The organism is Vibrio iocasae (genome assembly GCF_042245395.1).
GTDB classification, from domain to species: domain Bacteria; phylum Pseudomonadota; class Gammaproteobacteria; order Enterobacterales; family Vibrionaceae; genus Vibrio; species Vibrio iocasae.
This window is the reverse complement of record NZ_CP145311.1, coordinates 963932-990513: the sequence shown is the minus strand read 5'-3', so window position 1 is coordinate 990513 and position 26582 is coordinate 963932. Positions and strand designations below refer to the sequence as shown.

Annotated in this window: 23 protein-coding genes; 6 read left to right on the top strand and 17 right to left on the bottom strand. The window is 43.9% G+C overall.

Features of this window, described 5'->3' with window-relative positions:
• Complete coding sequence (locus SNR28_RS14275; protein ID WP_375753292.1) at nucleotides 1-873, bottom strand: LysR family transcriptional regulator; 873 nt, start codon at nucleotides 871-873, stop codon at nucleotides 1-3.
• A 127-nt stretch (nucleotides 874-1000) separates the two neighbouring features.
• On the opposite strand from SNR28_RS14275, the gene SNR28_RS14270 reads away from it, so the two are divergent.
• Both SNR28_RS14270 and SNR28_RS14265 read left to right on the top strand, forming a co-directional pair.
• Nucleotides 1001-1981 carry an aldo/keto reductase family oxidoreductase gene (locus tag SNR28_RS14270; RefSeq protein ID WP_375753291.1) on the top strand — a complete coding sequence of 327 codons (981 nt, stop codon included), beginning with the start codon at nucleotides 1001-1003 and terminating at the stop codon, nucleotides 1979-1981.
• Nucleotides 1982-1990: 9 nt separating this feature from the next.
• Nucleotides 1991-2386: a heme-binding protein gene (locus SNR28_RS14265; protein ID WP_375753290.1), complete on the top strand. Its 396-nt coding sequence runs from the start codon at nucleotides 1991-1993 to the stop codon at nucleotides 2384-2386.
• Nucleotides 2387-2454: 68 nt separating this feature from the next.
• Here SNR28_RS14265 and SNR28_RS14260 read toward each other — a convergent pair whose 3' ends face one another.
• The gene (locus SNR28_RS14260; RefSeq protein ID WP_375753289.1) at nucleotides 2455-3921 is read right to left on the bottom strand and encodes an SLC5 family protein; all 1467 of its coding nucleotides are present in this window, start codon (nucleotides 3919-3921) and stop codon (nucleotides 2455-2457) included.
• A 386-nt stretch (nucleotides 3922-4307) separates the two neighbouring features.
• Between SNR28_RS14260 and SNR28_RS14255 the strand changes: the two genes are divergently transcribed.
• Nucleotides 4308-5639, top strand: a complete 1332-nt coding sequence (locus tag SNR28_RS14255) for an anti-phage deoxyguanosine triphosphatase (protein WP_375753288.1) — start codon at nucleotides 4308-4310, stop codon at nucleotides 5637-5639.
• Between the two features lie 12 nt (nucleotides 5640-5651).
• On the opposite strand, the gene SNR28_RS14250 is transcribed toward SNR28_RS14255, so the two are convergent.
• The gene (locus SNR28_RS14250) at nucleotides 5652-6266 is read right to left on the bottom strand and encodes a tRNA-uridine aminocarboxypropyltransferase (RefSeq protein WP_375753287.1); all 615 of its coding nucleotides are present in this window, start codon (nucleotides 6264-6266) and stop codon (nucleotides 5652-5654) included.
• A gap of 3 nt (nucleotides 6267-6269) precedes the next feature.
• Between SNR28_RS14250 and rrtA the strand changes: the two genes are divergently transcribed.
• Complete coding sequence (rrtA, locus tag SNR28_RS14245; protein WP_375753286.1) at nucleotides 6270-6833, top strand: rhombosortase; 564 nt, start codon at nucleotides 6270-6272, stop codon at nucleotides 6831-6833.
• A gap of 33 nt (nucleotides 6834-6866) precedes the next feature.
• On the opposite strand, the gene SNR28_RS14240 is transcribed toward rrtA, so the two are convergent.
• From SNR28_RS14240 to tig, 8 genes are all read right to left on the bottom strand, one after another.
• The gene (locus SNR28_RS14240; protein WP_375753284.1) at nucleotides 6867-7217 is read right to left on the bottom strand and encodes a ComEA family DNA-binding protein; all 351 of its coding nucleotides are present in this window, start codon (nucleotides 7215-7217) and stop codon (nucleotides 6867-6869) included.
• A gap of 130 nt (nucleotides 7218-7347) precedes the next feature.
• Nucleotides 7348-9213, bottom strand: a complete 1866-nt coding sequence (gene ppiD, locus SNR28_RS14235) for a peptidylprolyl isomerase (protein ID WP_375753283.1) — start codon at nucleotides 9211-9213, stop codon at nucleotides 7348-7350.
• Nucleotides 9214-9219: 6 nt separating this feature from the next.
• Nucleotides 9220-9342: a hypothetical protein gene (locus tag SNR28_RS14230; protein ID WP_375753281.1), complete on the bottom strand. Its 123-nt coding sequence runs from the start codon at nucleotides 9340-9342 to the stop codon at nucleotides 9220-9222.
• A gap of 56 nt (nucleotides 9343-9398) precedes the next feature.
• Nucleotides 9399-9671 (bottom strand): HU family DNA-binding protein, encoded by a 273-nt coding sequence (locus SNR28_RS14225; RefSeq protein ID WP_277826404.1) that lies wholly within the window; start codon nucleotides 9669-9671, stop codon nucleotides 9399-9401.
• Between the two features lie 198 nt (nucleotides 9672-9869).
• Nucleotides 9870-12215 (bottom strand): endopeptidase La, encoded by a 2346-nt coding sequence (gene lon / locus SNR28_RS14220; protein WP_375753279.1) that lies wholly within the window; start codon nucleotides 12213-12215, stop codon nucleotides 9870-9872.
• Nucleotides 12216-12347: 132 nt separating this feature from the next.
• On the bottom strand, nucleotides 12348-13628 hold the full coding sequence (clpX, locus tag SNR28_RS14215; RefSeq protein WP_375753278.1) for an ATP-dependent protease ATP-binding subunit ClpX: 1281 nt from the start codon (nucleotides 13626-13628) through the stop codon (nucleotides 12348-12350).
• A 64-nt stretch (nucleotides 13629-13692) separates the two neighbouring features.
• A complete protein-coding gene (clpP, locus tag SNR28_RS14210; RefSeq protein ID WP_277826401.1) occupies nucleotides 13693-14319 on the bottom strand; it encodes an ATP-dependent Clp endopeptidase proteolytic subunit ClpP in 627 nt (208 codons plus the stop codon).
• A gap of 190 nt (nucleotides 14320-14509) precedes the next feature.
• On the bottom strand, nucleotides 14510-15814 hold the full coding sequence (tig, locus tag SNR28_RS14205; protein WP_375753275.1) for a trigger factor: 1305 nt from the start codon (nucleotides 15812-15814) through the stop codon (nucleotides 14510-14512).
• 472 nt (nucleotides 15815-16286) lie between these two features.
• Between tig and SNR28_RS14200 the strand changes: the two genes are divergently transcribed.
• Nucleotides 16287-18065, top strand: coding sequence for an ATP-binding protein (locus SNR28_RS14200; protein ID WP_375753273.1), 1779 nt, complete (start codon nucleotides 16287-16289; stop codon nucleotides 18063-18065).
• A 29-nt stretch (nucleotides 18066-18094) separates the two neighbouring features.
• A complete protein-coding gene (locus SNR28_RS14195) occupies nucleotides 18095-19438 on the top strand; it encodes a sigma-54-dependent transcriptional regulator (protein ID WP_375753271.1) in 1344 nt (447 codons plus the stop codon).
• A 20-nt stretch (nucleotides 19439-19458) separates the two neighbouring features.
• Here the strand turns inward: SNR28_RS14195 and SNR28_RS14190 are convergent, their stop codons facing one another.
• The 6 genes from SNR28_RS14190 to SNR28_RS14165 all read right to left on the bottom strand — a co-directional run bounded on the left by SNR28_RS14190 (nucleotide 19459) and on the right by SNR28_RS14165 (nucleotide 26462).
• Nucleotides 19459-20361: a VirK/YbjX family protein gene (locus SNR28_RS14190; protein ID WP_375753270.1), complete on the bottom strand. Its 903-nt coding sequence runs from the start codon at nucleotides 20359-20361 to the stop codon at nucleotides 19459-19461.
• Nucleotides 20362-20518: 157 nt separating this feature from the next.
• Nucleotides 20519-21880: a TRAP transporter large permease gene (locus SNR28_RS14185; RefSeq protein ID WP_375753268.1), complete on the bottom strand. Its 1362-nt coding sequence runs from the start codon at nucleotides 21878-21880 to the stop codon at nucleotides 20519-20521.
• A gap of 3 nt (nucleotides 21881-21883) precedes the next feature.
• Complete coding sequence (locus tag SNR28_RS14180) at nucleotides 21884-22510, bottom strand: TRAP transporter small permease (protein ID WP_375753267.1); 627 nt, start codon at nucleotides 22508-22510, stop codon at nucleotides 21884-21886.
• 74 nt (nucleotides 22511-22584) lie between these two features.
• The gene (locus tag SNR28_RS14175) at nucleotides 22585-23580 is read right to left on the bottom strand and encodes a TRAP transporter substrate-binding protein (protein ID WP_375753265.1); all 996 of its coding nucleotides are present in this window, start codon (nucleotides 23578-23580) and stop codon (nucleotides 22585-22587) included.
• Nucleotides 23581-23819: 239 nt separating this feature from the next.
• Nucleotides 23820-24230: a hypothetical protein gene (locus tag SNR28_RS14170; RefSeq protein ID WP_375753264.1), complete on the bottom strand. Its 411-nt coding sequence runs from the start codon at nucleotides 24228-24230 to the stop codon at nucleotides 23820-23822.
• A 267-nt stretch (nucleotides 24231-24497) separates the two neighbouring features.
• Nucleotides 24498-26462, bottom strand: a complete 1965-nt coding sequence (locus SNR28_RS14165) for a methyl-accepting chemotaxis protein (RefSeq protein WP_375753262.1) — start codon at nucleotides 26460-26462, stop codon at nucleotides 24498-24500.
• Nucleotides 26463-26582: the final 120 nt, after the last annotated feature.

The window sequence follows — 26582 nt, the reverse complement described above, 5'->3', positions numbered from 1 at the left end:
TTAAATAAAATACTCTCGCACAAAACTCACAAACGCCTTAAGTTTGACCGATGGATATATCACCTGCGGATAAAAAAGGTACACTGAGTTTTGTGCTGTTAGGGTTTCTTCTGTCAACACTTGCTCTAACAACCCTTTTTTAATCTCTTTATCTACATAGTAATTAGCGATCCGGATAATACCCTCGCCTGACAAAGCCTGTTGCTTGAGAATATGGTTTTCATTAGTTGATACCCAACCAGTGACGGGTATATCTCCCGATTTCATTGGCCACTCGCGCTGATGGAGAGTAGCTAAACAGTGGTGCTGATTTAACTCGCTAGTCGCGCATGGTCGACCGTACGTATCGAGGTATTTTGGTGATGCTACTAGTAAATGACTATAAGAAAACAACTTGGTAGCTACCATGTTCTCAGGAGGCTTGTTGGTCGCCCTAAATGCCAGATCAATATCTTGCTGGCTAAGATTGTAGGTCGTATAGCTGGAGTTAATTTCAAAACTTATACCCGGGTGCTTTTGCTTGAACTTCGCGCAAAGTTCAAAAAGATAGGTTTCAGCAAACATCTTAGGAGCAGTCATTTTTAAAAGGCCACTCACTTCATCGTGCTCGATCATCAAGCCTCGCTCTAGTTCTAACATTTGTGAGCGAATCTTAACTCCTTGTCTATATGCCCTCTCGCCTTCCTGTGTAAGTCTGACACTTCGGGTTGTACGAATCAGCAGAGGACACCGGAGTTCAGTTTCCAGCTTTTTTATCTGCTCAGACAAAAATCCCTTAGAAACACCTAATGATTCAGCCGCCTTAGTAAAATTAAGTATTTCAGCTAGCCCAACAAATAACATTAGCCTTTCTATTCGTTTACGTTCACTCAAACACCACCCCTACTTTTTCAGCAATCTATTTGTTCACATATGTGAACAATGAATTCCATTTTAGCCCGTTTATACACATATGAAAGAACAATATCATCTCTACAATCAAAACAAGCTGGATAACGTTATGACTATTGATTCGAAAAGCCCACTAAATTCCTACCTGCCCACAGCAAGCAGACTGGTTTATGGCTGCATGGGGCTAGGAGGTGGCTGGAATGAGACACCTGTTTCTGAAAATGATATCTATCAGGCAAGAACCATCATAGATACAGCACTTGAAACGGGAATCAATGTATTTGACCACGCTGATATTTATACCTTCTCTAAAGCAGAAAGCACCTTTGGCCAGGCACTGGCAGATGCCCCGTCACTGCGTGACCAGATGTTGATTCAGTCCAAGTGCGGTATTCGTTTTGAAGACAATTCAGGGCCGGGACGTTATGACTTCTCTGCCCATTGGATTACCGAATCCGTACACGGCATTTTAGAACGTCTGCGAATCGAGAAACTCGACGTGCTGCTTCTCCATCGACCAGACCCGTTAGTAGAGCTGGATGAACTGGCCGGAACACTGGAAAAGCTCAAAAGCGACGGCAAATTCGACTTCCTCGGAGTTTCCAACATGAACTCTCACCAGATTCGGTATCTTCAGTCTGCTCTGAACATGCCAATTGTGGCGAATCAGATTGAGATGAGCCTGGCAAAAACTGACTGGCTGGATAACGGTGTTTTAGTCGGCAGTGATGGCAACCACAATGTGAATTTTGATAGTGGGTTGCTGGAGCATTGCCAACTTGAGAACATCCAGCTTCAGGCATGGGGCAGTCTTGCTCAGGGGCGTTTTTCTGAAAACGGTTTGCACTCACAGGATGAAAGCATTCGCAGAACAAGCCAACGAGTGCTTGAGCTAGCTCAGAAGTATCAGGTGCCGGGTGAAGCGATTGTTATTGCCTTCTTGCTTCGCCACCCTGCACGAGTCCAACCAGTTATAGGCACAACAAACCCAGATCGCATCAGAGCAACAGCGAAGGCCACCAAAGTCACTCTTACCCGTGAAGAGTGGTATTCGCTTTACGTCAGTTCTCGTGGAAACCCACTACCATAGGAATCAAAAATGTTATCACTTAATAATGTACAGCTGTTGATTAATACAGCAATAGAGGCAGCAACGGCAAATCAACAAACAATTGCCATTAGTGTCTGCGATACCCACGGTGAATTACTTGGATTTGCGCGAATGGACAACGTAAGTGTTCAGGCTGGTCTTCTGGCCCAAAATAAAGCCTATACATCAGCCCGGGATCGACAGCCTAGTGGGAATCTTGGTGCATGGGCTCGCGATACAGGAAAAGATTTGGGTTATTGGACAGATAGCCGGATAACCGGATTTAAAGGTGGAGCCCCTATCGAAGTCGATGGTTTCGTGGTTGGTGCAGTAGGCATTAGTGGTCTGAGCGAAGACGATGATGAAAGACTCGCTGAAAAGGTAATTCAAAGTCTGGAGATCTAATTGTCAGTAACGAAAAAAGGCCTCGCTAAATGCGAGGCCAAAGGGGCTTTAGTAACTATTATTTACTCTTAATTTGTTTCTGTTGCTGCTTTCAGTTCGTCATCTTCACCACGCTTGAAGCCAACAAACTTTGCGCTGTTCTTGAATACAACTTTGTTCACTGCCAGTGCAAACACCACACAAGCAACCAGAGTAGCCGCCATCAGGTGGATGTAGTGCAGGCCAAATGGTGCGCTACCGAATGTGAAGTAACCGTACAGTGCAGTACCGAATACTACTGACAGGATTACAGACTCAGCACGAACGTTCTTAAACAGTAGACCTGTGATGAACGCTGATAGGATTGGCATACTTAACAAGCCGTTCAACTGCTGAAGCAGGTTAATCAGGCTATCTGCTGTTGCAAATGCTGGTACAAGAAGTACTGCAAGCACAACAAAACTGATAGATACGATTGTGCTCAGACGCTTAACGTTTGGCTCTTCGTTGAAATACTTCTGGTGGATGTCACACACATAAAGTGCAGCAGAAGAGTTAAGCACTGAGTTAAAGCTGGTTAGTACCGCTGCTGCCATTACCGCTGCAAATGCACCAGATAGGTAGCTAGGTAGAAGGTCACCAACGATACGACCGTATGCTGCATCACCGATATCACCGTAAAGCTTGTAAGAAACAATACCAGGGATAACTACGATTGCAGGAACAATCAGAATACGGATACACGCTGCGGCAAGAACACCTTTCTGTGCTTCTTTCACTGATTCCGCTGCCATAGCACGCTGAGTAATTGTCTGGTTAGTACTCCAGTAGTAAATCTGGATAAACAGCATACCAGTAAGTAGTGTTGGCCAAGGAATCGGAGAATCCGCATCACCAATCAGAGTCAGACGTTCCTGAGGAATTCCAGAGAAATCCCAGTTAATAGCGTTCAGAGCAAGAACCACAATAAGTACCGCCATCAGAAGCAGACCAACACCAGAGAAAGTATCTGATACTGCTACCGCACGCAAACCACCAAAGATTGCATATGCTGAACCAACAACCGCAAACATAATAGCAATAGGCATCAGACCGATTTCTACGTTAAACATAGACTGCATAAACAGCGCACCACCGTATAGCATCGCTGGCAGGTAGATGAAAATGTTACCAAGTAAGAAAAGGGTACCTACCGTTGCACGGATATGTTTGTTGTTGTAACGACGCTCTAGCAGTTCTGTCGTCGTTGTACACTTGTATTTGTAGTAAATTGGAACAAAGATTTTTGCCAGAATAATCAGACCAATAAAGCCACAAAGCTCCCAAAGAGCAAGAAGTAGCATCTGGTTGCCGTTCATACCAACCAACTGATCAGTACTTAGGTTAGTCAGTGTTATAGAACCAGCGATAAACACCCATGACAGGCCGCCACCTGCAAGGAAGTAATCTTTTGCACCCTCACCACGAGGACCAGCCTCTGCACACTTTTTGTAGGTTAGGTAACCCACTAACGCTGTTAGCCCGATAAATACAGCTAACTGAATTATTGCTTCCATAAAAAAATCCTCATAACGATTGTTTACACGTTGAAAAATGATGTTCTGTTATGAGGTGAAGATTAGATGTTTGCACAAACATATTCTGTGATCAAAGCAACATTAGTGGAAACGTTTACCCTAAATTTTCTTATTAATTTCTAACACAAGATCATGATCACATTAAATGGAGAAGAAGAACAAACTTTCATCACAAATATGGGCGATATTAACGCGCGTTATATTTATATAGTGAGCAAATCACCATGTAAACGTTACCAATCACAATTTGTGTATTTTAATAAAATTCCATCTAATCGTTTAACAATCATGTCGAAAGTGATTTGTTTCTAGACGCAATTACCAATTCAGCGCATTATGACTATGTGCAAAACAAGGAGTTAGGTATGGATAGTAGGCAATTGGAGCTGTGGCAGCATCGCATCAATAACGAGCACAAACTTCGAAGAAAAGATCATCGAGATCCTTTTCAGCGTGACCGTGCCAGAATACTTCACTCTGCTGCCTTCAGGCGCTTACAGGCAAAAACTCAAATACATGGTACCGGAGCGAATGATTTTCACAGAACCCGACTGACTCATTCACTTGAAGCAGCTCAGATTGGCTCTGGAATTCTGGCCCAAATTCAACAGAGACAAGTCGAATACTCCCCTATTCTGCCTTCTGCAAGTTTAATAGAAGCACTTTGCCTTGCTCACGATATCGGTCATCCTCCTTTCGGACATGGTGGAGAAGTGGCTCTAAACTATGCGATGAGAGACCATGGCGGCTTCGAAGGCAACGCACAGACTTTTCGTATTGTCACTCAGCTAGAACCTTACACTCAGCACAATGGAATGAATCTTTCCCGAAGAACTCTTCTAGGTTTAATCAAGTACCCTGCTTTATTGAGTAAAGCTCACAGTGACCACTACCCTGACCCTGTAGTTCATCAAAGGCAGTTAAGAGCCAGTGAGTGGGCGCCCGCTAAAGGTATCTACGATGTAGACACAACTGAACTCAATTGGGTACTGGAACCTTTGTCAGAAGCAGATAAAGATAGGTTTAGTGCACTACGGGAGGACACGTCAGACAACCCTCTCGCTCACAGAAAAAGTCGTTTTAAGTCGCTTGATTGCTCGATAATGGAACTGGCCGATGATATTGCTTATGGTGTCCATGATCTTGAGGACGCCATTGTTCTCGGCCTGATCGATACTCATCAATGGCAAGAAGGTGCTGCAAATCAGTTAGCCAATTGCGGCGCGCAGTGGTTTGAGGGGAACATTCAGGCGATTAGTCACATGCTATTTAGTGGAGAGCACTATTTACGAAAAGATGCGATTGGAGGCATCGTGAACACGTTACTGACCGGTGTTTCTGTCAATAAGGTCAGTGAATCTTTTGAAAGTGAACTTCTGAGCTACAATGCGTACCTTGAACCAGGATTAGACAGTGCGTTAGCGATCTTCAAACGCTTTGTTAGTGAGTATGTAATTAAAGTACCTGAGGTTCAAAGATTGGAATACCGAGGACAGCAGATTGTCATCGATTTGTTCGAAGCGTTGAGTGCGGATCCTGAACGCTTGTTACCGGAAGCAACACGTAAAAAATGGCAACGAGCAGACGAAAGCGACGAAGGTGGCATGAGAGTTATCTGCGATTATATCGCGAACATGACCGACGGATACGCTCAAAAGCTCCATCAACAGCTTTTTTCAGCACACTCTTTATATTAGTTGGCTACAAGCTTACCTAGAACGGTAATTCTTCTCATACACCCCTTTTGGCATTTGAGAAATATGAAAATCTATCATGTTCTCGAATGCTAAAAGCAGGGGAGTAAAATCCGTTTGCTTATCCAGTAAACTAAAAGCGCAATACCCCGCCTCTACCGTAGATAAACTCGTTTCCGACGGAGCTTTTCTGATTCGATAGTTACCGTCCTTACAATCAGAGATGTCTAAAGCGTCTAGCGAATGAAGGTTTTTAGAAAGCTGATAAATTTTATAAGCCTTACGCCATGTCCCATCGATTAGAATGATACGTATTTTTCGACTTTCAGAAATCCACTCAGAGGCTTTCTGCTTAATCGGTACGGCTTCCTCTTTGGGGTAAATCAAAAGGTTTAGGTAATTCGTATCACTAAGTATCCGATTGAGTTCATTATGAGAGGAAAAGTCTTCACCATTAAACAGATAACTATTCTTCATCGAAAGCGTTAATATTTTTGCCGTTCCTTTGGCATGCTTCACTTCTGAAGGGTGTTGAAGAATGATAAGCTCGATATCTGTTTCAATTGGCTTAATCCAACCGCAGATACAAGCCTTACTTGCTTTGCCACATTGTAGACAATAACGGGACATCTCTTGAACCTTTCTCTATTACTGTTTATCACAACTATAATATCTGCCATTCTACAGCTACCATCGATGCAATCTATGGCTATCTGGAACCATCAGCTGATATCTTCCGGTGAATGGTGGCGAATCGTATCAGGAAACTTTACCCACACCAACTTATACCATCTTATTTTAAATGCTGCTGCGTTGTGGGTGATAGCTTTTGTATTCAAGCCTACCGCTCAAAGTATTGGCATCGTTCTTATCACTGTATCGGCTATCGTAGGCAGCTCATTGTTATTTACCAATATGGGTAACTACGCAGGGCTCTCAGGTGTGCTTCACGGTGTCTTTGCTTATTACGCACTTATGGAAACATTGGAAGGCAGAAGAACCAGCATATTACTCGTGCTTGGTGTCATTACAAAGGTAGCCTATGAACAGTGGTTTGGTGCATCTGAGAGTACCGCACAACTTATTGGTGCTAGAGTCGCTGTTGAAGCGCATTTGGCAGGTTGCATTGCCGGGTTTGCTATATATCTCTTTAGCATGCTGTTAAGACGCTTCTCCCGGCCATCCAGTAGGAGTTGAACTGTTCCGAGAGAAGCTAAAATTTAAAAGTGGTTATAGCTCTATACGCTCCCGGTTTTTTTCTATGGTTGAAGGACCTATACCTTTCACCTTTATCAGGTCATCTGCCGAAGTAAACTTTCCATGCTTCTCACGATAGTCAACGATATCCTGCGCCTTCTTGTTACCGATACCTTTTAATAGTGTTGCCAGCTCATCCGTAGACGCAGAGTTTATGTTTACGGTAATCTCGATACCTTCGTATTTGTCAGCGACAGTAACCCGAGGCTGAACTTCCTGTTCATCTTTAACGACAGTATCTGTTTCTGGTTTTTCAACATTGGCAAAAACAGGTGCAACCAAAATTGCTGTGAGAAGTGCTGTCCATAAAGCACGAGTTTTCATATTTTTAACCCTCAGTATTTCTGCAGTTGGTTCATAATAAAAACTCCTTCATTTATGTCGCGCATCAATCTCCAAAAACAGAACGGGCCACATAAAGTGGCCCGTTTGTTGTTATATCGCTTTCAGCAAATTACGGCTGAGAGTCTATCACGTAGTACTCGATATCAGCCTGAGAACGAAGAGTTGCTAAGATAGCATCTAAGTCTTGCTGCACATTTGAACGTGCCATCTGAGCACCGATCTGAGTATTAAATGATGCATCACTATTTGTTGTAACCTTAGAAAGCTCTACAACTGTGATGTTACCAAGCATATCTTTAGTCTGGTCGTAGCTAACACTGCCTTCTGCCGGTTTTGGCATAGCAAAAACAACGTTTGCCAACGGAGAACTTCTATCTACTGTTTCTGACTCACCAAATGACAGGCTGTTCTCAGCCAAAATAGCTTCATTACCTGCTTTCAGCGCATCCAGAACGGTTGTTGCTAGTTCAGACGCTTTTTGCTCACCTTTCACTTTAGAAAGAGCTTCGACAACCTGATCTTTCACGTCATCAAATGGTAGCAATGTGGCATCACGAGTTTCTTCAACACGTACTACGATTACGTGCTCGGGAGCAACTTCCATCACCTCTGAGTTTAGACCTTCGTCTTTCACTTCAGGGCTTAGGATAGTTTGCATAACTGCTGGAGAGCTAAGAACCGCAGGTGCTTCTGCCTGAGAAATAAAGTCTGTTGTTACTACCGTCTGACCTGTCGCTTCAGCGGCATCCTGAAGAGAATCAGGGAACTCAAACGCCACTTTTTCAAGCTCATTCTGTAGTTCGTAGAACTTGTCTACTGCTTGCTGATCAGCCAGTTCAGATTTAATCTGTGCTTCAACTTCTTCCAGAGGTTTAGTCTGAGAAGCTTTTAGAGCGTCAAGCTTGATGATGTGGTAACCAAAGCTCGATTTTACAAGGCCACTCATGTCACCCGCATTTTCCAGAGCAAAAGCAGCAGCCTCGAAATCAGCGTCCATTACGCCTTTCTCAACCCAACCCAGAGAACCACCTTGCTCAGCACTACCGATATCTTCAGAATCAGTTGCCGCAGTTTCTGCAAAGTCAGCACCGGCTGTCAGCTTGTCCAGAATTTCCTGAGCCTTCGCTTCATCATCACCCATTACTAGGATGTGGCTAAGCTCACGCTGTTCTTCTGAAGAGTACTTATCAACATTGTCCTGGTAGTACTGTTTGATTTCATCTTCAGAAACCTGCACTTGCTCTTTAAGCGCTTGCGCTGATAGTTCAATGTATGAAACTTTCGCTTGTTCAGGACGAGTATAAGCAGGAGCGTTAGCGTTGTAGTACTCCTGAAGCTCTTCATCAGAAAGTTCTATGTTTTTTGCAAACTCTTCAGGGTTAAGAGAGATCGTTCTGATATCACGAGTCTGAGTAAGCAGCTTACTCTGACCTTCAACTTCACCTTCAAGAATAAACTCACTTGCCTGCAGCGCTGTAACAACCTGCGCGCGAGTCATTTCGCGGCGCATGTACTCTGCAAAGCTGTCAGCTGTAAAGCCAGCACGACGAAGAGAAGCTGCGTAGATTTCCTGGTCAAACTTACCATCGTTCTGGAATGGTGCCATGCGAAGAATTTCACTACGAACCTGCTCATCACTGATACGCAAACCAAGAGAATCCGCGTATTGCTCGATCAGTACATCGTTAATCATACGATCAAGTACTGATTTTCTGAATGACTGCACATATGTCGGGTCTGCAAGTAGATTTGCAAAGTAGTCACCCATTTGTGACTGCATGCGATTGCGTTCGTTCTGATAAGCCTGTTCGAATGCGTTACGTCCGATTTCTGTATTGCCAACTTTTGCAGCAGCGTTGTTACTACCACCAATGATGTAGTTACCTACACCAGCAAATACGAAAGAAAGGATGATGAGCCCTAGAATAATTTTAACTGCGATGCTGTTTACGCCCTCGCGCAATCGATCCATCATAATTTTTTAGTTCTCCGATGGTTGAGTCTGATATAGCCCGATAGTAACTGTTCCGGCATCTTTGACTCGTTTGAAGTTGAATGAACAGATGATATCAGAAAAAGAAATGCGCACCAGTACGATGCGCATAAATACGATTCCAAAACTCAGGAAAAGTTCCTGAATCAGGAGAAATTCAACTCAAATTAGTTGCAAGCTTCTTTTAGTGCTTTACCAGCTTTGAATGCAGGTACTTTAGCTTCAGCGATTTGAATCTCTTCACCAGTTTTTGGGTTACGGCCAGTGCGTGCAGCACGAGTACGTACGCTGAAAGTACCGAAGCCAACAAGTGCTACCTGATCGTCGTCTTTCAGAGTTTCAGTCACTGCTTCAATGAATGCGTCTAGTGCACGGCCAGCTGAAGCTTTAGAGATGTCTGCGCTATCTGCGATTTTTTCTACTAATTGTGTCTTATTCACGGTTATTCCCCTTGTTGTTACCGTTATGATTTTTATTGGTAACATTCGTTCCATTTGAGATTTTAATTTTCACCTCAGGCCTTGAATCCCAAGCCCTGCGGCATAGTTTGATAACTTAGCTTCCAAAAAAAACGCTGACAAGCCTTTTTAGGCTCTGCCAGCGTTATTCTTTACTTATTTTTGCTACACGTCACTATTTTAGGGCTCTACAGAGAATCCCTTAGGGTCGTTTTCCAAAGCAACGGTTAAAACTTCATCGATCCACTGAACAGGCTTCACAACCAAATCAGCGATAACGTTTTCAGGAATTTCTTCCAAATCACGCTCGTTATCCTTAGGAATCAATACCGTTTTAATGCCACCGCGATGTGCCGCAAGCAACTTCTCTTTCAATCCACCAATTGGCAGAACTTCACCACGAAGAGTGATTTCACCTGTCATAGCGACATCTGCACGTACAGGGTTACCCGTCAGGCTTGAAACCAGCGCTGTACACATAGCAATACCTGCACTTGGGCCATCTTTTGGTGTTGCACCTTCTGGCACATGCACGTGAATATCACGTTTCTCGTAGAAGTCTTCGTTGATACCCAGTTTTTCAGCACGGGTACGAACCACCGTCATCGCTGCCTGGATAGACTCCTGCATTACGTCACCAAGAGAACCGGTTTGAGTCAGCTTACCTTTGCCTGGCATAGCTTCGGTTTCGATAGTCAGCAGATCACCGCCCACTTCTGTCCACGCAAGACCGGTTACCTGACCAATTCGGTTGCTTTCATCAGCTTTACCGTAGTCGTGTCTCTGAACACCTAAGTACTCCTTCAGGTTGTCCATGTTCACAGTAACTTGCTTCAGGTCTTTATCCAGAAGGATGTTCTTCACAGCCTTACGACAGATCTTAGAGATCTCACGCTCAAGGCCACGTACACCCGCTTCACGCGTGTAGTAACGAATTATGCCGATAATCGCAGAGTCTTCGATGTTCACTTCGCCATCTTTCAGGCCGTTGCGCTTCATCTGCTTCTCAACAAGGTGACGCTTAGCGATGTTTAGCTTTTCATCTTCTGTGTAACCAGACAGACGAATCACTTCCATACGGTCCAGTAGAGGCCCAGGAATGTTCATTGAGTTCGATGTTGCAACAAACATAACATCGGAAAGGTCGTAATCAACTTCTAGGTAATGGTCGTTAAACGCATTGTTTTGCTCAGGGTCAAGAACTTCAAGAAGTGCAGATGAAGGATCACCACGCATATCTGAAGACATCTTATCAATCTCATCCAGAAGGAATAACGGGTTCTTAACACCCACTTTAGACATCTTCTGAATCAGCTTACCTGGCAGTGAACCGATATAGGTTCGACGGTGACCACGAATCTCAGCCTCGTCACGCACACCACCCAACGCCATGCGTACATACTTACGACCAGTAGCAGATGCAATTGACTGTCCCAGAGAGGTTTTACCTACACCTGGAGGACCAACAAGACATAAGATTGGACCTTTTAGCTTATTGATACGGTTCTGAACGGCGAGATATTCAAGAATGCGCTCTTTAACTCGCTCCAGACCATAGTGGTCGGCATTAAGAACCTCTTCCGCCTTGGCAAGGTTCTTTTTAACCTTCGAGCGTTTAGCCCACGGAACACCCACCATCCAGTCGATGTAGCTACGAACTACGGTCGCTTCTGCTGACATCGGTGACATCATCTTCAGCTTTTGCAGTTCCTGCTCAGTCTTCTCGCGTGCTTCCTGAGGCATTTTAGACTCTTCGATTTTCTTCTTAAGAGTTTCAAATTCATCAGGTGCATCATCCATCTCACCTAGCTCTTTCTGAATCGCCTTCATCTGCTCATTCAGATAGTACTCGCGCTGAGATTTTTCCATCTGCTTCTTAACACGACCACGGATTCGCTTCTCAACCTGCAACAGGTCAATTTCTGACTCCATTTGCCCCATCAAGAATTCAAGACGCTCATTTACGTCAATGATCTCAAGCACCTGCTGTTTTTCAGCAAGTTTTAATGGCATGTGAGCTGCGATTGTATCTGCAAGGCGCGCAGCTTCATCAATACCATTCAGGGAGGTAAGCACCTCTGGTGGAATCTTTTTATTTAGCTTAATAAAGCCTTCAAACTGGTTGATAGCGCTGCGTACAACGACTTCCTGCTCTTTCTCTTCAAGCTCTGGCGTCACTAAGAACTCAGCGTCTGCCAGGAAGAAATCGCCTTCTTTAAACTGTTCAATCTTGGCTCTCTGCTGACCTTCTACCAATACTTTCACAGTACCGTCTGGTAACTTCAGAAGCTGCAAAATTGTCGCTACAGTACCAATGCCGAAAAGGTCATCAATTGAAGGCTCATCAGTATCTGCTTCTTTTTGGGCAACGAGAAGTACTTGTTTGTTGTTGTCCATCGCTGACTCAAGGCAACGGATGGATTTTTCACGGCCAACAAACAGAGGAATCACCATATGTGGGTAAACCACTACGTCACGTAGAGGCAGTACGGGAATCTCGATACGCTCGGAACGTTCCAAGTTCATATTTTTCTCTCTTCCGCTTTGTCTTATAGAAAAGTATATGGGGCTAATTTGAAAGGTTTCAACAAGTGAATAAAAAAAAGAGGAGGTATTTTCATACCTCCTCTTTCAATAATGGAATCAAGTAGCTAAAACTTATTCAGCGCCGGCTGCCTGATTTTCTTTTCCGTTGTAGATTAATAGCGGTTCAGACTCACCATTAATTACAGATTCATCGATAACAACTTTGCTTACATCTGAAGTCGAAGGAAGCTCATACATTGTTTCCAGAAGCACACCTTCAAGAATCGAACGCAGGCCACGAGCACCAGTCTTACGCTCCATTGCCTTCTTAGCAATTGCTTTCAGTGCATCTTCGCGGAACTCAAGCTCAGCGTCTTCCAGCTCAAACAGCGCTGCATACTGCTTAGTCAGTGCGTTCTTAGGCTCACAAAGAATCTGAATCAGTGCGTCTTCATCCAGCTCAGTCAGTGTCGTTGTTACTGGCAGACGACCAATGAACTCAGGAATCAGACCATACTTAACTAAGTCTTCTGGTTCAACCTGAGTAAACAGTTCACCAATCGTCTTAGTTTCATCTTTCGAACGTACATCCGCACCAAAGCCGATTCCAGTACCTGTTGCTACACGCTGGTCGATCACTTTATCCAAACCGGCAAACGCACCGCCACAGATAAACAGGATCTTAGATGTATCTACTTGCAAAAACTCTTGTTGAGGATGCTTACGACCACCTTGTGGTGGAACCGAAGCAACAGTTCCTTCAACCAGTTTTAGTAGCGCCTGCTGCACACCTTCACCTGATACGTCTCGCGTAATCGATGGGTTTTCAGCTTTACGTGAGATCTTGTCGATCTCATCGATGTAAACAATACCGCGCTCGGCCTTAGCTACATCGTAATCACATTTCTGCAGAAGTTTCTGGATGATGTTTTCAACATCTTCACCAACGTAACCCGCTTCAGTAAGCGTCGTTGCATCAGCCATAGTGAAAGGAACATCCAGGAAGCGCGCCAGCGTTTCAGCCAACAACGTCTTACCACTACCAGTAGGACCGATAAGAAGGATGTTACTTTTACCCAGCTCTACGCCTTCAGCAGTTGTATCACCATTACGTAAACGCTTGTAGTGGTTATATACCGCAACAGCGAGCACTTTTTTAGCGTAGTCCTGACCAATTACATAGTCATCAAGGTGTTCGCGAATTTCGCGAGGTGTTGGCAGTGCCTCAGATTCTTTCTTCGGCAGTACATCCTTGATTTCTTCACGAATGATGTCGTTACACAAGTCGACACACTCATCACATATGTAAACAGAAGGACCAGCTATCAGCTTGCGAACCTCGTGCTGGCTCTTGCCGCAGAAAGAGCAATATAGCAACTTACCGCTACCGCCCTCTTTGCTTTTATCTGTCATTCGCTAACCTCTTAGCCTTTACTTTCTCTGATCTCAGTGTATATCAGATTTAAACAAAACGCAGTTATTCACCGCGATGATTCAGTACAGAATCCACCAGACCGTACTCTACTGCCTGATCAGCAGACATAAAGTTATCACGATCTGTATCTCGTTCAATGATTTCCAGTGGCTGTCCTGTGTGTTCAGCCAATAGACGATTCAGTTTTTCTTTAATTGTCAGAATTTCCTGAGCGTGAATCTGAATATCAGAAGCCTGGCCTTGGAAACCGCCCAACGGCTGGTGAATCATCACTCTGGAGTTAGGCAGAACGTGACGTTTACCTGGAGCACCACCAGCCAGAAGAAATGCACCCATTGAGCACGCTTGACCCATACATACAGTACTCACATCTGGCTTAATAAACTGCATGGTGTCATAGATAGACATACCCGCAGTTACGCTACCACCAGGTGAGTTGATGTATAAGAAAATGTCTTTATCCGGGTTTTCCGACTCTAGGAACAAAAGCTGAGCCGCAACAAGATTAGCCATCTGGTCTTCTACCTGACCAGTCAGGAAGATGATGCGCTCTTTTAGTAGTCGCGAGTAGATGTCGTAAGAGCGTTCACCGCGGGAAGTTTGCTCAACAACCATAGGCACAAGTGCGTTCATGATTGGAGACATTGGATTATTATCTTGATAGCTCATATATCTTTTCCCTAAAAATACCAACCTATGTAGATGTCAGGTCTTATCTTTTTGATTTGTTAGTATATTCAAACAGATTTAACAGGACATTTATATAGAATGGTACAAAATGGTCCGAATGAGAAACTCAAACGGACCATTGATAGCAGAGAAGTTGAAATAGGTTCAACTTTCTGCCTGAAAAGTGAAGTTACGCAGGCTGCTGCTGGTTCATGATGTCATTGAAACCAACTTCTTTTTCGCTAACCTGAGCTTTTGCGATGATAGCGTCGATTGCTTGCTCTTCTAGAGCAACGTTACGCATGTTGTTCATCATTTCTTCGTTCTGCTCGTAGTAAGCAACTACTTCAGAAGGATCTTCGTAAGCTGTAGCCATCTCTTCGATCAGAGCTTTCACTTTTTCGTCATCCGCTTTTAGCTCTTCAGACTTGATTACTTCACCAAGTAGAAGACCAACAACTACGCGACGCTTAGCCTGCTCTTCGAACAGTTCACGTGGAAGCTGCTCTGCTGCTTCAGGGTTGCCACCGAAACGCTGAGCTGCCTGCTGACGTAGAACACCGATCTCTTGATCGATAAGAGCAGAAGGAACATCGATTTCGTTCTCTTTAACAAGACCGTCGATAGCCTGCTCTTTGATGCGGTTCTTAACTGCTTGAGCTAGCTCGCGAGCCATGTTCTTACGAACTTCTGCTTTAAGAGCGTCAACACCGCCTTCAGCAACACCAAACTTAGAAACGAACTCGTCGTTTAGTTCTGGTAGCTCACGAGTTTCTACTTTGTTCACTTTGATAGCGAACTTCGCTTCTTTACCTTTTAGGTTTTCAGCGTGGTAGTCTTCAGGGAAAGTCACGTCGATTTCGAATTCCATACCAGCAGTCTTACCTGTGATACCGTCTTCAAAACCAGGGATCATACGACCAGCACCCATTTCTAGTGGGAAGTTATCAGCTTTACCGCCTTCAAACTCTTCACCGTCGATAGAACCAACGAAGTCGATAGTAGCGCGAGTGCCCTCACCAGCAGCTTCTTCAGACTCGATCCAGTTAGCTTGCTGCTTACGTAGAGTTTCGATCATCTCTTCTACGTCTGCATCTTTAACTTCTACTACTGGCTTCTCAACAGCGATGTTTTCAAGACCTTTCAGCTCAACTTCTGGGTAAACTTCAAAAGTTGCGTTGAATACTAGATCTTTACCTGCTTCGTTCTCTACTGGTTCAAAAGTAGGAGCGCCAGCTGGGTTGATTTTTTCTTTAACGATAGCTTCGATGAAGTGACGCTGCATTACTTCGCCCATCACATCTTGACGTACTGCTTTGCCGTACATTTGAGCAACCATCTTCAAAGGCACTTTGCCTTTACGGAAACCATCGAAACGACGGTTTTTAGCGATGTTGCGAAGTTCCGCTGTTACTGCGTCTTCGATGTTAGCAGCAGGAACAGTAATATTTAGACGGCGTTCTAGGCCTTCTAGAGTTTCAACAGTAGCTTGCATTATTAATAAACCTCAAAACTAACTCAGTTTATCTGAGTAACTTAACCAACTATTTCTGTTTCGATAATTGGCTATATCCTTGTGCACCCTTACGGATACAGATTCTAAATCGAGCATAGATGTCGGAACTGCCAACTTGAATCATCAAGTCAGAACATCTCAGACATCGAACTAATTAGCGATATCTTTGCCTTTTATTCAGGAAAGGTATCTCCGATTAGTCTCAGGACCAAAAAATTAGACGCGACATTCTAGCGATATGATATGTCGCTGTCGAGTCATCACCTAAATTCTCAATTTGTCTGTTTGAAGATGGGGACGATATATGTTTTTTCAACGAATCGTACTGTTTTTTTTCTTTAAATAAGGAAAAAGAGATCTTTGTCTTGTTTTCGCATCGGTAAACGCTAACTAATCATTAACTTTTCTGACACAATTTACTTCTTAAGGGGCATAGTAAACGGAGTTAAGAGTGACAAAACTAAGACGTATCTCATTCATTATTCTGTTTTTTTACTTTTTTACGGTTTTTGCCGCAGGCCACATATATTGGAACACCCGTTACCAGAGACAAATCGACACCAACCTTGCTGAACTAAGTCGGTTTGCCAGTCAGTTAAACAGCCAACTTGAAAAATACATCTATATCCCGCGATTGTTATCAAAAGATAGCGAGCTTATTGATGCGCTGGCTCATCCCGGCAATAGTGCACAAATAGAGATTACCAATCGATATTTAGAAAACGTTGCTGAGATTGTCGAAGCATCAGACATCTATCTTCTTGATACAAAAGGCACAACAATCTCTGCCAGCAACTGGCAAAAAGAAAATACCTTTATCGGAAGAAATTTCTCTTTCCGTCCCTACTTTCAACAAGCAATGGAAGAAAAGAGCGGTCAGTATTTCGCTCTGGGTTCGACATCTGGGAAAAGAGGGTTTTATTACTCTTACCCCGTTATTTACGCGGCTGAAACACTTGGTGTCGTCGTAGTAAAGACCAACTTATCTAACATTGAGGAAAGCTGGTCTAACAGCAAAAGTCACCTTGTCGTCACTGATTTTGATGGTGTAATTTTTATGTCCAGCAAGCCAGAGTGGTTGTTCAACAGCTTTTTGCCACTGGAATACGCAAAAAAACAAGAGATAAAAGACTCTCAAAGGTACCTTAACAAAGAAATTAATACGCTCAGTTATTCCTTTGATCATCAGGGGCCCACTGGTGAGTTAGCCCGTAAAAATCCGATTCTTTATGCTGGGACGTATTTGAGTGCCAAACGCAGCCTCGATTCTCAGCAACTCATGGTGAGAGTATTGTCGCCCAAAGTTCAGGTGTTTTGGTCTACCTTTGGTTTCATTATCGTCATCACCTTGATTTACGCTTTGATACTGGCTTGCTGGTTGCTGATTCGTAGCAGGCAGATAAAACGCAGACAAATCGCTCAGATAGAAGCGGAATCAAAACAGAAACTCGAGTTTCTTGTGATGGAGCGAACCGCAGAACTTCAAGTTGAGATAGCAGAAAGAGAGAAGACCGAACAAGCACTCAGAATGACGCAAAATGAGCTCATTCAGGCGGCTAAACTGGCCGTTTTGGGGGAAATGTCTGCAAGTATCAGTCACGAACTCAACAATCCACTTGCGGCAATTCGCAGCTTTGCGGAGAACGGGAAAAAGTTTCTGGATAAAGGGCAACCTGAGCGCACCTCAGACAATCTGACCAGAATTTCCGCGCTTACCGACCGAATGGCGAAGATCAGTCAACAGCTCAAGTCCTTTGCGAAGAAGAGCTCTTCAGAAGAATTGGTAGAAGCTCAAATTCAACCTGTGATTACCTCAGCGCTAGAACTGATGAAAACAAGGTTGAGAGCAAACCAGATAGAACTTACAACGGCATTCCCGAAACACAGAATAAAAGCAAGAATCAACCCTATACAGTTAGAGCAGGTCTTAATAAACCTGATATCCAATGCCATTGAAGCACTTAATAAAAGTGAGAAAAAGCAGATATACATCACTCTAACTGACCATGGTGAAGCGATAAAATTGCAGATTGAAGATAGCGGTTCGGGTATTTCCAAAAATGTTGGCGAACAACTATTCCAGCCCTTTTACACCACGAAGCAAAATGGTCTGGGGCTCGGGCTGTCTATCTCACGTCAGATAATGAACAGTATGAACGGTACGCTGGAAATAGAAGACTCTGCGCTCGGTGGGGCTTGTCTTACTATCTCAATAGCACAGCAGCAATAACAATCCAAAATAACAATATTAGGTGCAAGATGTGTAAGTTGTTTTTTATTGATGATGAACCGGATATGAGAATTGCCTATGAGCAGGCATTTGAGTTGGCGGATATCTCAGCAAAGTTTTTTCCAGATGCAGAGTCGGCTTTGATAGAAATAAAGCAAAACGGCTTACCTCAGGTTGTGGTTACCGATATCTGTCTTCCGGGAATCTCTGGTCAGGATTTGCTGAATTCAATAAAAAGACAAGATGCTGACCTCCCTGTCATACTGATAACCGGACATGGCGATATCTCTATGGCGGTTCAGTCGATGCATGATGGCGCCTACGATTTTATAGAGAAACCATTCTCAAATGATCGCCTGATAGACACAGTGAATCGTGCAATAGAAAAGCGTCAGCTTACCGAGGAAAATAAGCAACTCAAACAGGCCCTAAAAGCTAAAAACCCACTTGGGCCACGAATCATCGGTGAAACTCCTTCTGTAAACGCACTGCGTGACACCATCACACACATCGCAGATACACATGCCGACATTTTGCTGTTTGGCGAGACAGGTACTGGTAAAGAGCTGATAGCCCGCTCGCTGCATGAGCAAAGTGGAAGACGGGAGCAAAACTTCGTTGCCGTTAACTGTGGTGCAGTCCCGGAGAACCTAATTGAAAGCGAGCTGTATGGTCACGAGAAAGGCGCGTTTACCGGAGCAGAATCCAAACGTATTGGTAAGTTTGAGCATGCTCAGGGCGGGACACTGTTTCTGGATGAAATTGAATCCATGCCAATGCAAGCGCAGATACGATTGCTTCGAGTATTACAGGAACGAACAATAGAACGAGTTGGTTCAAATCAGGCTATTCCGCTTGATATCCGGGTGATCGCGGCAACCAAAGTCGACCTCAAACAGGCAGCAGCTGAAGGTACGTTCAGGGAAGATCTCTACTATCGTCTTAATATCGTTACCCTCGACCTTCCTCCCCTACGAGACCGTAAAGAGGACATTCCCGCTCTGTTTCACCACTTCTTACTAGTTGCAGCCGCCCGATACGGTAAAGCTGCAACCTCTCTATCTCAGTCCGATATGCAAACTCTGCTAACCCATAACTGGCCGGGGAACGTAAGAGAACTAAGAAACGCTGCCGAACGTTACGTGCTGCTAGGAAAGCTTGTTCAGTTAGATGGCAGTGAGCAAACAACATCAACCGCAACCACACTGGCTGAGCAGGTCGCAGAGTTTGAACGTTCAGTTATCGAGCAAGCACTTATCGAGTGTGGAGGCAGTATTAAAGAAACCATGGATAAGCTAAGTCTGGCTCGAAAAACCCTCTACGATAAGATGCAGAGATACGAGTTGGACAAGGATAATTATAAGGTTAATTGAATAAGGTTAACTGGGACTAATCAACCAAAGCTGCTGAGTGATGCTTGCATCTGCTGCTCATAATTATCGAGGAGTTCATACCTTTTACGGTACATTTTCCTCTTTGTTCGGTTCAGCGTGCTCAACTCCCTGCGTACGCTTGCCAATGGCAGCTTAAACTTGTAACTGTTGAGCTTCTCACCGTTTAGTTCATCACAAAACGTATCGTAATCAAAGACGACTTTCTTACGTTGTTTGTAGGTACGAAAACGTGATGCACTGTAAACATGGCCTTTATTGGTAACACAGTATGCTTTTTGCAATCTGAAATATCGGGCGAACATCAGGGTTAGTTCCACAATCAACGCTTTAGGTCGCATACCATGCTGAGCTTTGGTAAGAGATTTGATTGTATCTGAACGACCTTCTACACAACCTCTGGCACCCTGAACACAGCCTATGAATAACTCTCTGCTTTCAGTGATGTTGAATGTAGTGAAGTAGATATCCTGGGACTGCTTGTTCGTGATGGCTAAACCCAGCCCCCCTTCTCGCCACTCTCCTGCACAGAGACGAACATCATACTCTTCTCCCTGATTATCATGAATAGAGAATAGTTTGTATCCCTGATCGGAATATACATCACGGCACTTCTCGCCAAACTCAACCGACATAAAGTGGTAGTGAGCAGAGAGGTTCTTGAGGCGAGTCTCTTTGTCCCAGTCTGCGCACACATGGGGATGCAAAGGTTGATCATAAATCTTAGGTCTGATTCTAAAAAGTTCTTTAATGTTGTTATCACTCTGGATCGATTGCATTGCTTTCGCTGCATCAGGATTAGTTACATAACGAAAGCAAAACCTGCACTGATCTCTGTAAACGCTGTATCTCTTTTTATTCCCATAAATTGTTTTAGAAATCTGGTATAGCGATTTAAGTTGCATCAGTTACCCTTACTACAGAACTCAAGATGCGGGCGATTATGCTGAAGAAAAATGCAATCTACTGTATGGGTTTGTCAGGAGAGTTATTACATAAAAAAGCCCCGCAAAGCGGGGCAACTTCGGAGTGATCACTTATCTCATTAGGGGATTGAGTAAGCTATTTTGTTATAATTTCTGGTCCCATTAGGGTAGTTGGCAACCAGGTAGACACCCATGGAACGTAAGTTACGATTATCAGGAACAGGAACATAACCGCTACCCACGGAAGCGCTGCTTTTACCACATTTATCATCGACATCTTCGCGACACCTGCGGTTACAAACAAGTTGAGCCCTACCGGTGGCGTTATCATCCCTATCTCCATATTCACCACCATCATGATGCCAAGGTGAATCGGGTCGATACCCAGTGCAATTGCGATCGGGAATACCAATGGAGCTACAATAATCAACAGGCCTGATGGCTCCATAAACTGACCACCAATCAACAGCAGAACGTTTACGACGATCAAGAAGGTAATTGGACCTAGACCAGCGGATAGCATCGACTCAGTAATCATCTGAGGAATGCGCTCTTCTGTAAGAACGTGCTTAAGAATCAAAGCATTCGCAATGATAAACAGCAACATGATGGTAAGCTTACCTGCTTCAAATAGCGTTGCATGTGTATCCTTGTGAACGAATGTCTGAACCGCTTTTACAATCCACGGCTTAGTATTATTTTTGTCTGCAAATGGCCCCATGTCCTTGTAGACAAAGTTGGCGATGAAGAAAGAATAAACTGCCGCAACCGCTGCTGCTTCTGTTGGCGTAAAGATACCTCCGTAGATACCACCAAGGATAATCACCACCAGCAACAGACCCCAGCTTGCATCCTTCGCAGCCGAAATCGCTTCAGGCCAGCCAACAAATGGTTGCTTTGGAAGATTCTTAACGCGCGCCGCAATATAGATAGCAATCATCAGCATCAGACCGGCTAACAATCCTGGGATAACACCACCAAGGAACATTCGACCTACAGAAACATCTGTTGCTGCTGCGTATACAACCATTACGATTGACGGCGGGATCAGGATACCTAACGTACCGGCATTACAGATAACACCTGCGGCAAACTCTTTCGAGTATCCGTTTTTCACCATGCCTGCAATAACAATACTACCAATTGCAACTACGGTTGCTGGTGACGAACCCGAAAGCGCTGCGAACATCATACAAGCAACAACCGAAGCCATCGCCAAGCCACCACGGAACCAGCCGACCATTGCAATTGCAAATCGAATGATACGCTTCGCTACACCACCCGTGGACATAAAGCTGGATGCCAGAATAAAGAATGGAATAGCAAGCAGTGTGTAGTGTCCGGCAAACGCATTAAATAGTGTCTGAGCTACCGATGCCAAAGAAGCATCTGAATGAAGTAGCAAGAAAAATATACTTGATAAACCAAGGGATACCGCAATTGGCACCCCGATTAGCATAAAGCCGATTACCATCAGAAAGAGAAATAGTATCGCCATCGTTTAGTCCTCCTTCTGAATTTCTTGTTTAAGGGCTTCCAGATCTTCCTCAGCCTCATGGCTGGCAATTAATCGATCCAGTTTCCCTGTAAATATTTGATAAGCCATCTGAACAAAACGGAATGTCAGCATCGCCATACCAATAGGAAGAGCAGCATAAGGAATAAAACGAGGAAGCTTCTCGTAACGCTCACCTTCGTTCAACCAGTCTGAAAGAAACTGAAGCATCTCTGGCATAGGGATATCATCGGTTTCATACCACGCCCTTTCAGTGACAAACGGATACCAGTAGTTCCATGAGCCAATAAGAAGCAGGACTGAAAATGTAAGACAAAGGGTAACTGCAATCATGGCATAGATCTTTCTCAGGCCTTCAGGGGCCATATTAATCACTACATCCACACCGATATGAAAGTGGCGTTTTACACCATAAGATGCACCGACAAGGATCATCCAGGCAAACATGAATACCGTTGCCTCAAGGGCCCATAAAATGTTGTCATTCAGCACATAACGAAATACAACATTGGTAAAAGTAAGAAGTGTCATTAATCCTAAGAAACCCGCTATTAAGGTCTCTTCGATTAAGTCAGTCACCCTTGCGACTTTGGAAAAAAATGACTGTTCCATATGAAGACTCTGTTTTTAATTATCAGGGGAAAGGAGCACATGGGTAGATTCCCACCCATGTGCTTTACAGCTTGTTATTTGTTGGATGCCAGTGCCGCATCAATCAAGTCAGCACCGATATCTTTCTCAAACTTTTTCCATACAGGTTTAAGAGCAGTAACCCACGCCTGACGCTGTTCAGGAGTAAGCTGACGCACTACACCACCCGCTTCGATAATATTTTGCTTGTTGCCTTCGTTTACTTTTGCAGACTCAGAGTTACGTGTTTGTGTTACTTCCATAACAATTTGAGCCAGTTGATCACGTACATCGGCATCCAGGCCATCCCAGAACTTATTAGACGTTACAACCAGGTAATCCAGAATACCGTGGTTGGTTTCTGTTACACCGTCCTGAACTTCGAAAAACTTCTTGCCGTAGATGTTTGACCAAGTGTTCTCCTGACCATCGATAACCTTAGTTTGCAGACCACCATACACTTCTTTGAACGACATCTTCTGTGGGTTAGCACCTAGTTGTTCAAACTGTGCAACCAACACGTCAGACGCTTGTACGCGGAACTTCAGGCCCTCAGCATCAGTAGGCAACATCAGAGGCTTGTTCGCAGACATTTGCTTCATGCCGTTGTGCCAAAATGCCAAACCTTTCAAGCCACGACGCTTCATCGCGTTCTTCAGCTTTTCACCAGACTCTGAGTTCTGGAAACGGTCAACGGCGTCAATATCTTCAAACAGGAACGGAAGGTCGAAAATGCGGTATTTCTTAGTGATCTTCTCAAACTTAGACAGAGACGGAGCCCCCATCTGTACATCACCATTTAAAAGGGCTTCCAGTACCTTGTCATCATCGTATAGCGTTGAGTTAGGGAATACCTGCATACAGGCTTTACCATTCATCTCTTCGTTGACACGTTTCTCAAGAAGTGAAGCAGCGATACCTTTAGGGTGCTTATCAGCGTTAGTTACATGACTGAACTTAATAACAACTTCACCAGGGTCACAATTCGCAGCGGCATTAAAACTTGTCAGAGCAAGAGCAGAAACAGATAGTAGAGCAAGTGGCTTGAACATTTTTATTCTCCTTTAGAAATTCACAGTCCCATCAATGGGTGCTGTATGAACTCTATAGGGCAAAATGCGGGCCAACATTAAACATTTACCTTACAAGCCATTAACAATAAGGCTTAAGGGAAATTGTAGGATTAATGGACAAATCTCTTAGTCGAATAAATGGGTGGAAAATGACACATTGAAATTGCACAAATGCGTCATTTGTTACACATTGGTAACAAATGGTTAAAATTAAGTTTTCAGGTTAAAGTGACTAACTCTTCCGGATCAAACAACTCTTCTATTTCATCTTTAGTAGGCATATAAACACCAGTCACCAGATTCATCGCGATACAGTAGTAGTGAGCGATATCCCTCCAGTTTTCGTAGTTTTTTAGCTGATGTTTAAAGCCTTCATAGAGGCAGTCCCGATATTTTAACAACTCAGATCTTGGTCCTGATTCTTCAAGTATCATACGTTCAACCAGCACCAAAGCCGCCACAATATCTCTTGGCTTCGAAGGCATTTTCCTGGAGAGCTCATCAATGATATCGAAAAATTCTGGATAGGAACTGATGGTGTCCATCGCTGTACGCTTGGACATTCCAAGCATTTCCAACGTGACACTGACACCAGCCATGCAGCGCTTTTTTCTTAATAAGGAAAACATATAATTCTCGTACAACACAAAACCGAGCAAATTTTAACCTAACAATGAGTTGTAAGTGTAAAGTTAGTGTCAGATTAAAAAGAACAAATGTAATAAATTATTTCTATGCAAGACATTACAGTAAAGCATACCATAAGCTTCTATTATTCAATGACTTTTCACTCCTTCTAATAATAAAAAACGTCTAAGCTGGCATGAAACTCACCATTATGTTTCATATATCGCTTAGACGCTTTAGCATTCATTTAGATTCGAGTGCAATTTAACCTATTTGTTCTGTATCATTACTTCACGTTCTAACCTATCTATTTGTGCCACAACTTCCTGAGATATAGGTTCAATTTGGTTGTATAACTTCTCACCTTTGTCGTGATCTCCAGCCTCGTTGGCTTCAATGATCTGTTTCATTACGTTGTGCAGCTTTTCATGAGGTCCATCTATAGCTTTAAATGAAGACATGGTCCCATACTTGCGCATTCCTTCACTGAAGTACCATTTACCAAATCCACAATGCCTGTGAGAGCAAGCCTGCTCTTTTGACACTGCGCTTTCATCACCATTTAAAAACGCTCGTATCTTAGTCTTCCAGGCGAGATGAGCCTGTTTAGCCACGGTCAGATCGATGGTTTTTGCATTACCGATATCGAAATCACTAAGCTGATTTTGAAGATGTAGCGCATTTTCATTCATCTTCGACACTCTGACCTGAAGCATTTCGGCTTCACTTTCTGTTTCGGTTGCATGCTCACTAATACTCTCGATATTACGGCTCATTTCATGAGCAACCTGAGCTTGTTCTTCTGCTGCTGTCGCGATTTGAGTACTCATATCATTGATATGATGCATCCCCTCCGCAACCTGAGCAAAAATCTCTCTTGAAGAAGCGACCTTATCAAGAGCCTGTTGCGCCTCCTGGTTGTTCGATTCAATTGTTGAAGCTGAATGTTTAATACCCGTAGATAAGTTATCCAGCATGGTACGAATTTCTTGCGTTGCCTCCTGTGTTCTTGATGCAAGGCCGCGAACCTCATCGGCAACCACAGCAAAACCACGTCCGGCCTCACCCGCTCGGGCAGCTTCAATCGCAGCATTTAATGCAAGAAGGTTCGTCTGGTCTGCAATGCCGCTAATCACATCGGTTATCTGACTTATTTGCTCACTGTCTGCAGATAACTGATTTATTTGTTCCGTGGTTTTTGTCAGCTCTTCAGAGAATAACTGCATAGAGTGCAGCGCATCCGTCACCACTCCATCGCCTTCTGTCACCGTTGCCTGAGCGCTTCCGGTTGTATCAGAAGATTGCTGGGCATTTCCAGAGACCTCTTCAACCGTTACGCTCATTTCACTCATAGCCGTTGCGACCTGTGTCGTAGTTGCAGACTGACTCTTCATATGACCCAACATTTCATGGCTGCTAGCCGAAAGGTGATCAGCCGAGACAATAAGATCCTGAGTAGATTCTACAACCTGGCCTAATATGGTTTTACTTCGTGCCTGTAACAGTTTTACAGCCATTATCGTACGACCAATCTCATCTTCACGGTCTGAGTTAATAGGCTTGGTATAGTCACCGCCCGCCATATCACGCAGGAAAAATCGAATGTTATCAAGCGGGCTCACTACCCCATAAAGTAGCTTCCAGCATGAAAACGCAACACTAAGTATGGCGATGACGAGCATGGAGATGCCGAAGGTGTTGGATTGCTGGATATTCGATATAAGTACGAGCGTTAGAGCGATAAGGGTAATTGCTGTAGAGGTGCCGAAAATTGTTTTTAGAGAAATTCGTTTGGTCAGGGAAGGTTTAGGTAGTTTTAGGGAATCATTCTGACGAAGCTTAGCATACAACTTATCTGCTTCTTCAACCTGAGCCCGCGTGGGTTCCGAACGTACTGACTGATAACCAATAACCTTTCCGGCTTTCATCACCGGAGTCACAAACGCACTTACCCAATAGTGATCACCGTTCTTGCATCGGTTTTTAACAATTCCTCGCCACCCGACTCCTGATCGAACCGTTGCCCATAAATCTTCAAAAGCAGCTTTTGGCATATCCGGATGACGTACAATGTTGTGGTCTGCACCAATGAGTTCTTCTAAGGAAAAGCCACTGATATCAAGAAAGGCATTGTTGACGTATTTTATTTTTCCATCCAAATCAGTCACAGAGACTAAATCTTCAGGTGTTCTAAATTTTTGTTCTTTTTGCGTAACAGGTTGGTTATTTCTCATAGTAAGGCTTCAACTCCTACAGCAACTAGCAACAAGTTTAATATAAGCATCAAAACAGCATATATACTAGGCTCTTGTTAACAATTATTTGCACTCACGTTGAATATTTTAACAATACGC